Here is a 9,660-nt window from a genome sequence, read left to right on the forward strand (position 1 = left end):
GACTGGTGCCATGGGTCGCCTCCGCCAGCAGGTCAGAAGGGGCCGCCATTATACCCCGCAACCTACCGGATGCACCACTTAGTAAGCGATGGAAGCGGTGCGGAACACCCTGTAGGGAGGAGCCATCGGAACGTCGCTTGTCGGCACATCCCGGAAGTAGACCTGGCTTCTGCTTTTGCGGGGTGAGCTGACCTTCATATGGCATCGCTCTAAGGCAGAATTTGACCCATAGGCGACTTTCAACCGGATTGCTCAATTCCAAGGCTATGGGTGCATTGCCTGCGGCAAAATTATACTGGACCAATCGGTCCTCAACTCGTATATCACTGCGTAACGGACCAAGTGGTCCCGAATGACAGGCATTGGAGATCCACCGTGGCGCGGCCGCAGGAGTTCGACACCGCTGAAGCCCTGCACAAAGCCATGGGCGTGTTCTGGCGCAAGGGCTATGAGGCGACGTCGCTTGTCGACCTGCTGGAGGCTACGGGGCTGAGCAAGAGCAGCCTCTACGGCACCTTCGGCGGCAAGCGCGAGCTGTTCCTGGCTGCCTTCGACTCTTATCGCGAGGAGCGGACCCGGGACATGGGGCAGATCCTCAATCAGGGATCCGCCCGTGAAGCCATTGAGACATTCTTTCGCACCATCATCGACGTTGCCCGAGCCTCCGAGTTCTCGCGCGGCTGTATGAGCATCAACCAGGCCGTCGAGCTCGCCCCGCACGACCCCGAGATCCAAGGCCGTGTGGAGGAGGACTTCCAGCGCATCGAGGACGCCCTGACCTACACCATCAAGCGTGGCCAGGCAGACGGGTCAGTGAGGAGCAACAAGGATGCTCGGGAGCTGGCTCGGCTCTTCGTGGTGGCGTTCCCGGGGCTCCAGGTGATGATGCGGGCCGGGGGCAACAAGCCCCGGCTCGACGATGCCCTGAGGCTGATCCTCTCCAACCTCGACTGACCCGAACGCGATCATTCAACGCGTTCTTCCACAACCAATCTGGACCATCCGGTCCGCAACCTGGGCCGACAACGGAAGGAACTCTACCCATGAAGATCACACAAGTTCGCAACGCGACCCTCATCATCGAGTACGCCGGCAAGAAGATCCTGGTCGATCCCATGCTGGCCGAGAAGGGCGCCTATCCCGGCTTCGAAGGCACGGCCAACAGCGACAAGCGTAACCCCCTGGCCGACCTGACCATGACGATGGACGAAATCCTCGCTGTCGATGCCCTGATCGTCACGCACCTGCATCCGGACCATTGGGACGAGGCGGCCAAGAACCTGGTGCCGAAGGACAAGCTGATCTTCTCACAGAACCAAGATGACGCGGCCGCCATCCAGGCGGCAGGGTTCAGCAACACCCGCGTGCTTGAGCAGAACACCGAGTTCGACGGCATCACCCTCATCAAGACCCCCGGCCAGCATGGAACCGATCAGGCCTATGCGATGATCGGCGAGATCCTGGGCAAAGTCTGCGGCGTCGTGTTCAAACACAAAGACGAGAAGACCCTCTATCTCGCCGGCGACACGATCTGGAACGGGTATGTCGAGGAGAACCTGAAGGCATACCAGCCGGACGTAGTTGTGCTGAACTGCGGCGATGCCCAGGTTCCCGGGCTCGGCTCGATCATCATGAACAAGGAAGACGTCCGGAAGGTTCATGGGGCCGCCCCGCAGGCGATGCTGGTTGCCAGCCACATGGAGGCGGTCAACCACAGCATGCTGTCGCGGCAGGAGTTGCGGGAGTACTCTGAGGCAAACGGCATGACCGACCGTCTGCTCGTGCCGAACGATGGTGAAGCCAACACGTTCTGAGAGGGACACCATGACGACTGAAGCCAACAAGGAGGTTGCCCGGGCCTTCTAGGACGCGCTCAACCGCTGCGACTTCGGCGCCCTCTCGGCCTACTGCCACGAGGACTTCGTCTTCTACCACCAGATGGACACCCCGCATCCAGGCGTGGAGGGGTCTATCGCCTCGGAGAAGAAGAACTTCGACGCCTTCGCCGTCTGGCAGATGCCCATCCGGGACATCATCGCCGAGGGCGACAACGTGGCGGCCTATCTGGTGTTCGAAGGCAGTCATGTCCGGCATTCGGTAGCAAAGACCACCAGGCAGCAGGTGAGTAACTAGACAAGCGGGGTATTTCCCCGCTTGCGATGTCCTGCCGGAGGTGAGTGACTTGGCCATCATGCCGTGGCAGCGCGATTTCGGGCGACCATCTCGTCGTGAGTGAGCGTGGCGCCCGCTGAAATGAATCCATTGATCAGCGCCTCGCGGTTCTCCGGAGCCCGCCGCCTGTCGGCGGACGCCAGAGCGGCTTCCAACTCGTGCAGCGTGAGCTCGGTGCAGTAGCCCGGGGTGCCGGGCTGCTGCCGCCAGGACTCGGCGAGCGAGCCCGCATCCAGCGGGTCGAACCCCGTGGCGTCCACCAGTTGGAATGCCGTAGCCTTCGCCTTTGCATCGTCTCCGGCGACAGGGATGGCGATGCGTTTCGGCAGATCCGACGGCTTTCCCCTGTCGGACAGGGTGGCGGCCAGCACTGCGTTCCACGCCTTGATGATCGGGCGGCCGATCTGCTCGCTGACCCAGACGCTTTCGGGCTTACCATCATCGACCTCGGCAATCGCGCCGTCGCGGAAGGGATAGTAGTTCGAGGTGTCAATCACCACGACCTCGGTCGGGACATCGCCGAACAGGCCCGCCAGATCAGGGTACCTCGCGAACGGGATCGACAGAATGACCACGTCGACATCCCTGACCGCCTGTTCCTTGCTGACGGCGACGGCGCCCAAGTCATGCGCAAGGTCGCGGATGGAGTCCGGCCCTTTCGAGTTCGCGAGTTTGACCTCATGGCCGCTGGCGGCCAGCTTTCGGGCGAGTGTCGCGCCGATATGGCCGGCACCGATGATTCCGATCCTCATGGGAGATCCTTCCTGGGTTGTCTTGGGTGCGCTTCGACCACGAGGGTCAGCTTGACATCCCACTGCTTTCGCTTATCTAGCGTACTAGATTTTAGAACGCTAGAGAAAACATGACTTCGGAACGGCACACCGTCGGTACGCAACTGTCCTTCGCCCTTTACGGTGCGGCAAACCGCATGGCGCGCTTGCACAAGCCGTTCCTGGAGCCGCTCGGCCTGACCTTCCCGCAGTATCTCGCGATCCTTGAGCTGCTGGACGGCGCGCCCCTGTCCGTCGGCACGCTCGGCGCCCGCCTAGACATGGACACGGGCACGATCACGCCGCTGGTCAAGCGGTTGGAGGGGGCTGGCTTCGTCACGCGCACCCGCGATCCGGCCGACGAACGCCGCGTGCTGGTCGACCTGACACCCCGTGGCCGTGCCCTCGAGGCCGAGGTCCGGGGCATCACCGACAAGATCAAGTCGGCCTGCCAACTCACCGACCAAGGCATGGACGACCTCCGCCGCACGCTCGAAGCGCTCGCCCACCCAGCGAGCGAGTGAAGCCTTCAAGAATCTGTAGGAGATCCAATCATGAAGATCGGCATTCTGGGGACTGGCCACATCGGCAAGACCCTGGTCCGAACGCTGAGTGCGGCCGGACATGACGTGAAGGTGGCCAACTCCCGCGGCCCGGACACGATTGAGCCTGATGTGCGGGCCTCTGGCGGTCGTGCGGTCGAGGCGGCGGAAGCCGTGATGGACGTGGACGTCGTGATCCTCTCGATCCCGCTGAACCGTGTTCCCGACGTTGCGTCATTGATCGCCACGGTCCCGGCCGAGACGGTGGTCATCGATACGTCGAACTACTACCCGGCACGCGACGCCAGGCTTGACGCCATTGAGACCGGTCGGGTCGAGACCCTGTGGGTGGCCGAGCAGTTGGGCCGCCCCATCGTCAAGGCATGGAACGCCATCGGGTCCGACTCCTTTGCGAGGAACGGCAAGCCTGCGGGCAGTCCGGACCGCATCGCCATTCCCGTTGCGGCCGACAATGACAGGGACCGCAAGGTGGGCATGGCACTCGTTGAGGCTACCGCCTTCCAGGTATCCGGCATATTGTAGTTGGTCCAAAGGTAAGCAGAGAGCTTCTGGAATGGCGTAAGGGCCGCTCGAAGAAGATTACCTCCAGTTGAAGGATAAACGTGTCCCCCTGGCAAATGAGAACCCAGCGGTCTTACTCCTGCTTGAGGATATGCTGCTTGATCTCGAGTGAAAATTCTGCTGTTTACAACTGGTGATGAGTTATACTCAGCAGCGACAAGTGGAGATTTCGACCTAGCAGTTATTCATAGGAGACTAGCGAGCGAGTATACCTATGAAATTGCTGACCTCTTGCTCGAGAAAGGCATTCCTTTAGTGAGCCAATTCAACACTACTTTGGCTCTCCCATGATAAACTCAATGGTGAAGTGAGCTCGGCAGATCGGACATCTCAGGCGCATGGCGTGCGTCATGTAATCAGGCAGCAAGCGCCGGATCGCGGCACGAGAAGGAGTGGTTTCAGTTTCGAGAATCCACTCACGGTCTTCAACGGCGGCTGCTGATCGCGACGACTGGCACCTTGACCAAACCAGAACACTGCGCCGCGTCGGGTGGGGGCCTGAAGGTTCTTTGGGAGGCGAAGCGGCTGGCGCGGGAACGAGGCTATAAGGCCACTCCCGTTATGGCCTTCCGGAGAGCACGTCGGCGGAACCCATTACGGCGGCGCAGGGCTCCAATAAGCCGGGATTAGCTTGGTGGCGGCACTGCCTAAAGGCTCGAAGCAGTATGCTAATTTTGTTGCTTGCTTGGGGCTAAGGCTGTTGAGGTATTTGGGCATTTTAGCCCCTTTTTGCGAACCTCTCGCGTAAGTTACTAGGGCGCTGGCACTGCCTCGCCAGCACCGCAATGGAGGCTGTGCCACGGCGGTTTACTTCCCTCCACCCCGCTGCCGACCGTATCGCCTCCCCCGAAATAGTCGCGGTTCAGTGGGTTTTTACTGATCCATTTGGAAGCGGCTTTCCAGAAATCCCTACGATTGAGTCTTCCATGGCAGGGAAAAGCAACATGGGGATGTGACCTATAGTGTCTGCATAAAGGCTCTTTATAAGGCATATCGTGCACTCGAAGAGGCGCGGGGTAGTTATCGCGAAGCCGCTCATGCTCTCGCAATCATCCGAGAGACGCTGGATCAAAGGTTAGACCTTGCCTGTCAGCAGCACTCTTTTGGTCCCCTCAACACCCTGTTTGATGAGGAGGAGGCTGCGCTGGAAGTCTATGAGCAAGCGGTTGCCAAAGTAGGCGAAGCGGAAGGACGGTGGTCTGCTCTGAGTGTTGCTTTAGCTTACGAGAAAGAGCGGATGATGGCCGCACAGTTGCCTCGCCGCTGGATGAACTGATCTACCCGCTCGTAGCCATATGAGTGACACGGCGCAGTCAGCTATCCCTAAAACGCCATTAGCTTGCGGAATGCCAAAACAGGCGCAAGCTTGGAGCGCCCCCACACAACAGCGGGTAAATATCCTGTAAGGTTGCGTTGCCGCCTTCCCCAGTTTGATGCGTGCCGAAGTCTGCGCAAGACAGCGTCCAACAGATTGTGACGCCATTAAGGGAGGTACTGATGGCCACCAGTGCAACAAAGCTTAACAATTACCTCGACTTTCTTGACAGGACCCTTGATCTCGACCGAGGCGCTATCGAGGAGGCTCCTAACGGCGACCGCTATATCGAGGTCAGTGTCACAACGGACAATACCTGGGAAGAACAACTCGAACGACGGCTTGTGAATAGCCTCAACAGGGCAGTCGATCCTGATGCTTACGGGATCAACACCGGCCCGACTGGCGGAAAAAACACATCCACCTACACCTTCGTCTATGATAAGTCGTCCAAAGACTTCGACCTGATCAGTGGGGACTACACCACCTACCGCAACGATCTCGCAGGTATCTCCGACAGCGATGTGCCTTTTGCCCGGCAGGGGTTCGCAACCGGCATTTTCCTCGATGGTCACGCCTATAGGATTGCCCTTCCGACGGCAGAAGTATTTGGGAAATTGATCAAGGACTGGACTGAAAACTGGTGGACGTGGGCGCTCCAAGCGCCAGCAGCGATGAACCCCCTTAACGACCCGACCGGCCAGTGGGCTGACATCGACAACGAAGGGCCTGTGTTTTTTGCCGCCGGTGCGCTCAGCGGAACATTTGAAAGAACACTCACCGTGCCGGAGGACACTCCGATTCTTATTCCCGTCTACAACTTCGTGTCCGTCGCCTTCAACAGTGATCCGCCCGACTACACTGACCAAGCGGTTGCTGCGTGGGAGGCTGGCGTAACGGGTCTTTCCGCTACTATCGACGGAGACCCAGTTGAGAACATCGAGGCATACCTCGTGAGAACGGATTATTTCACTCCTGGTGATCCAGAGCCGGGAAGCCTCCTAGCAAGCTTTGGTATTCCGCCGGGGACGATCTTTTCCCCAATATGGGAACTGGTTTATTACCTGATGATTGAGGGGCTCGCGCCAGGGCCACACACGATCACCGTCACTGGGACGTCGGAGGTTAGTCCTCCTGTTACCATAACCGATCACATTTTTATCTTATAATCCTCTAGCGAGAGCCGAATGACTTCTCAAGGCGGCTCTTCAGGTTCGCCCTTGCTCACTTCTGGATAGGCATTGCCGCTGTTACCGTTTCGGCATTAGCTAAGATCCTTCGCGCAAGTTGCTCCAGACCAGATCGCAATGCTTCCCGGTGAGCTTCGCCGGAGTCATGCGGGAACTCGGCGGTTTGGCTCGATGACACGTAAGAAGGAAAAGCTAACCCAACCATACTGGGAAGCACTGGAACAGGTGTCGGGATGGAGTTTGTAACAGTGACATCCGTAGGATCAGCCGATGCAACTTGGGCGGCCCTCTTCGTGGAATTGGCCCGAGGAAACTTCCCTGTAATCCAAACGCCGTTCACCCGTTTTCGGGTGTAGTAGTCAGGATCAGCTTGAGCAGAGAGTCCCATCCCAGGCTGGGTAGGATTGGGGGCGAACCATCCGATGAGCCAAGCCACTGCAAAGGCAAGTGCAAAATGTAAACGCATGGCCAATTTTCCTTGCGAGTTACAGTTGGTTGCAGTGATATCTGGCGAAAACAAGGCAGATGAGCCTGCAAGCAAGCTCTTATGTGGATTGATGATGCTTCGATACTTCCGTGTTATGCCAAAAAATGTATCTTTACGGATGATCATAAAAGCTATGGTTTAATTTACACCAGAGCACAGTTGGTTGTTGCCCAGGCGGGCCTCATAATCCGCTAGGCTCAGCCTTTCCATTGCAGCCACTGCTAGGGAAAAGCCAAGCCTGCGGCCTACGGTTTCTCTGGACGTCTATAAGGGTACTGGACTTTGGCGACGAGGAGCATCCCGGCGATCTCTAGCGGCAGTACCCGGCTGAGAGGATGGTCAGATGACAAGTTGCCACTCAGATCAACAGGCTCAAGAACAACGACGTGAGTCTGCTGGAGCCCCCAGTGATGGCGGGCTAATGCAAACTGAGCATCAACTGGTTTTGCTGGAATCTCAAGAACGATCCTGCTTCTTTGGCAGGTGCTCTGTCGCCCAGATGGCGGCTTGGGTACGATTGGCCACACCGATCTTGCGCAGGATCGCTTTGACGTGGACCTTGATCGTTGCCTCAGCAACATCAAGCTTGCGTGCAATGACCTTGTTAGGCTCACCCTGCATGATGCACCTCAGGATTTCTGCCTCTCGGCTGGAGAGTTTGTGCATCCCAGGATCGAAGGGCAATGGCTCGGCCATGGGCCTGTCCTGATCGTTGTCAGCGGTCAAAGCCACTTGGCTCAGCATCGAACGAACCAGCGCCCCCGGCAGGATCCTCTCGCCCATCATGACCAGCTCAAGCGATTTGATCAGAACCTCACGACCCCTTGCCGCTGAACAGAAGCCATCAACGCCAGCAGCAAATCCTCGCCGCACCAAGCGAACGTCGAACTGGTCGGCAACTAAGACGATCTTGGCGGCGGACAGCCGCTGCTTCAGACGCTCGATGATCGCAAGCAGTTCCTCTGACGGGTTGCTGGCGTCTACAATGAACAGCGCAGGTTGAGTAGAAAAGTGGTGCCGCCACGGTGCAGTCTCATCAAACACCGTGTCGGACACAGCGAAGCAGGTGTTCTCTAGGAGGTGCTTGAGCCCTACACGCAGCAAGAGGTTGTTACAGATCAGGATGGTCGCAAAACCATTGCGGTCGTTCGCTGCCCCTCCAGACATTTACCTACTTATCCTTGTACGCCAAACAGAGCCATGTTGTTTTAGGGATCAAGGTCGGTCAGAGACCAAGGCTAATCAAGCTCCAAGATCGAAGGGTAATCACAATGACATCTTTGCTCACCCAGAAGAGGAGATGATCCACATCAGCAGCGTCGAGAGGGTTCAGGGAAACACAAGGGCTGAGGTCAGGACACTGGCTGCGTAGCCGAAGAACAAGAGGATCGGAGCCAGCAGAGCGGCGGAAGCAAGCAGGAGGATCGACAAGCTGAGGCTACGCATCACAGGGCTCCTCTACTCTGGAGCTTTCAGCCTACGTGGAACCTGGGACGCAAAGGGGCAGAACCTTGACCAAACGAGAGAGGCTCCACAAAAGGAGCCTCAATTCATCTCAGAAGATGGTCAATTCACGCTTAGGATCGTGATCGTATTGCCTGTTAAGTCAGTCGCAGCGACGAACACGTCGAACTACAGTGCGTCCCCGCCGGTCCTGCTCCTCAATCGTGACGTTCCGGCATGTCTCGCCATAGGAATCGTAACGCCGAGCATCGAGTCGTCCTTCCTCGTAGGCACGGGCACTTTCTGCCTCTCGCCTCTGACGCCAACGCTCACGGCGTTCCCGTTCTTCCTGTTGAGGATCACGGACACCGAATTGAGGACGACCATCAGGACCGACTCCAAACTGAAGCTGGGGCTGTGCTGCTGAGGGTGAGGCAGCAAAAAGGCTGGAGCCAATCGCGGCTACCGCCAAAAACGCGATCTTTTTCATGAGCTTGATCCTTTTGACATTCGCGACGTAACGTCCGGCTCCCAGGGCGGTTCCAACCCCTCGCTGGATCGCGGCACCTTGCCTCACGCTAAGGTACGATCTTTCAAGGTGAGCCTTGGAAGGTATGCGAATGAATGCGGCCTGTAGACGGCTCGTGCAGTCACCAGATCTTAAGCTCCCCCTGGTCTAAGCCCCCTCTTTGTTTCGCTCCCCTGGAGCAGTCCCATTCTACTAACCCACTCATTGAGATCTGAATGACCAATCAAGCCATTATTTTCACAGACGGCGCTTGCCTAGGCAACCCCGGCCCAGGCGGCTATGCCGCTGTGGTCACCATCGCAGGTGAAGAGCAGACCATCGTGGGTCGTGACCGCTCAACGACTAACAACAAGATGGAGATGACGGCAGCCATAAAGGCGCTTGAGGCCGTCCCTCAGGGTCTCCCTATCGTGATCCACAGTGACAGCCAGTATGTGATCAAGGGCGCGACTGAGTGGCTGCGTGGATGGAAGGCCAAGGGCTGGCGTAAGGCTGACGGCAAGCCTGTCCTCAATCAGGATCTATGGATGCAGATGGACGCTGTGATGGCGGGCCGGAAGATCACCTGGAAGTGGGTGAAGGGTCACGCAGGGCACCCAGAGAATGAGCAAGTGGATGGGCTGGCGAATG

General features: G+C 58.0%; 10 protein-coding genes and 1 pseudogene. 8 read left to right on the plus strand and 3 right to left on the minus strand.

From position 1 onward, the window contains the following. Positions 1-375 precede the first annotated feature (375 nt). The 3 genes and pseudogenes from JKG68_RS29005 to JKG68_RS29015 form a co-directional block, all read left to right on the plus strand. Positions 376-954, plus strand: coding sequence for a TetR/AcrR family transcriptional regulator (locus JKG68_RS29005; protein ID WP_202065533.1), 579 nt, complete (start codon positions 376-378; stop codon positions 952-954). Between the two features lie 89 nt (positions 955-1,043). Further along, the gene (locus tag JKG68_RS29010; RefSeq protein WP_202065534.1) at positions 1,044-1,814 is read left to right on the plus strand and encodes an MBL fold metallo-hydrolase; all 771 of its coding nucleotides are present in this window, start codon (positions 1,044-1,046) and stop codon (positions 1,812-1,814) included. Between the two features lie 64 nt (positions 1,815-1,878). Next, a pseudogene (locus tag JKG68_RS29015) lies at positions 1,879-2,133 on the plus strand (ester cyclase); the annotation flags it as partial. 56 nt (positions 2,134-2,189) lie between these two features. On the opposite strand, the gene JKG68_RS29020 reads toward JKG68_RS29015, so the two are convergent. Continuing rightward, complete coding sequence (locus JKG68_RS29020) at positions 2,190-2,987, minus strand: NADPH-dependent F420 reductase (RefSeq protein ID WP_312891026.1); 798 nt, start codon at positions 2,985-2,987, stop codon at positions 2,190-2,192. Between the two features lie 47 nt (positions 2,988-3,034). Here JKG68_RS29020 and JKG68_RS29025 point away from each other — a divergent pair, with 47 nt between their 5' ends. The 4 genes from JKG68_RS29025 to JKG68_RS29040 all read left to right on the plus strand — a co-directional run bounded on the left by JKG68_RS29025 (position 3,035) and on the right by JKG68_RS29040 (position 6,550). Continuing rightward, positions 3,035-3,466 (plus strand): MarR family winged helix-turn-helix transcriptional regulator, encoded by a 432-nt coding sequence (locus JKG68_RS29025; protein WP_202065536.1) that lies wholly within the window; start codon positions 3,035-3,037, stop codon positions 3,464-3,466. Positions 3,467-3,496: 30 nt separating this feature from the next. Beyond that, positions 3,497-4,027: an NADPH-dependent F420 reductase gene (locus JKG68_RS29030; protein WP_202065537.1), complete on the plus strand. Its 531-nt coding sequence runs from the start codon at positions 3,497-3,499 to the stop codon at positions 4,025-4,027. Positions 4,028-5,018: 991 nt separating this feature from the next. Then, positions 5,019-5,342 (plus strand): hypothetical protein, encoded by a 324-nt coding sequence (locus JKG68_RS29035; RefSeq protein WP_202065539.1) that lies wholly within the window; start codon positions 5,019-5,021, stop codon positions 5,340-5,342. 221 nt (positions 5,343-5,563) lie between these two features. Beyond that, positions 5,564-6,550: a hypothetical protein gene (locus JKG68_RS29040; protein ID WP_202065540.1), complete on the plus strand. Its 987-nt coding sequence runs from the start codon at positions 5,564-5,566 to the stop codon at positions 6,548-6,550. 55 nt (positions 6,551-6,605) lie between these two features. On the opposite strand, the gene JKG68_RS29045 is transcribed toward JKG68_RS29040, so the two are convergent. Together JKG68_RS29045 and JKG68_RS33980 are read right to left on the minus strand one after the other, a co-directional pair. Beyond that, a complete protein-coding gene (locus JKG68_RS29045; protein WP_202065541.1) occupies positions 6,606-7,184 on the minus strand; it encodes a hypothetical protein in 579 nt (192 codons plus the stop codon). 330 nt (positions 7,185-7,514) lie between these two features. Then, positions 7,515-8,225, minus strand: a complete 711-nt coding sequence (locus JKG68_RS33980; RefSeq protein WP_246516013.1) for a LuxR C-terminal-related transcriptional regulator — start codon at positions 8,223-8,225, stop codon at positions 7,515-7,517. A gap of 1,020 nt (positions 8,226-9,245) precedes the next feature. Between JKG68_RS33980 and rnhA the strand changes: the two genes are divergently transcribed. After that, positions 9,246-9,660 (plus strand): ribonuclease HI (gene rnhA, locus JKG68_RS29055; protein WP_202065542.1); only part of this gene is annotated, 415 nt, incomplete at its 3' end.

Source organism: Microvirga aerilata, assembly GCF_016743775.1.
GTDB lineage: Bacteria > Pseudomonadota > Alphaproteobacteria > Rhizobiales > Beijerinckiaceae > Microvirga > Microvirga aerilata.

Coding starts and splice junctions, on each gene's coding strand:
- JKG68_RS29025 (WP_202065536.1), top strand. CDS start 3,035: ATGACTTCGGAACGGCACACCGTCGGTACGCAACTGTCCTTCGCCCTT.
- JKG68_RS29045 (WP_202065541.1), bottom strand. CDS start 7,184: ATGATCATCCGTAAAGATACATTTTTTGGCATAACACGGAAGTATCGA.
- JKG68_RS29040 (WP_202065540.1), top strand. CDS start 5,564: ATGGCCACCAGTGCAACAAAGCTTAACAATTACCTCGACTTTCTTGAC.
- JKG68_RS29030 (WP_202065537.1), top strand. CDS start 3,497: ATGAAGATCGGCATTCTGGGGACTGGCCACATCGGCAAGACCCTGGTC.
- JKG68_RS29010 (WP_202065534.1), top strand. CDS start 1,044: ATGAAGATCACACAAGTTCGCAACGCGACCCTCATCATCGAGTACGCC.
- JKG68_RS33980 (WP_246516013.1), bottom strand. CDS start 8,225: ATGTCTGGAGGGGCAGCGAACGACCGCAATGGTTTTGCGACCATCCTG.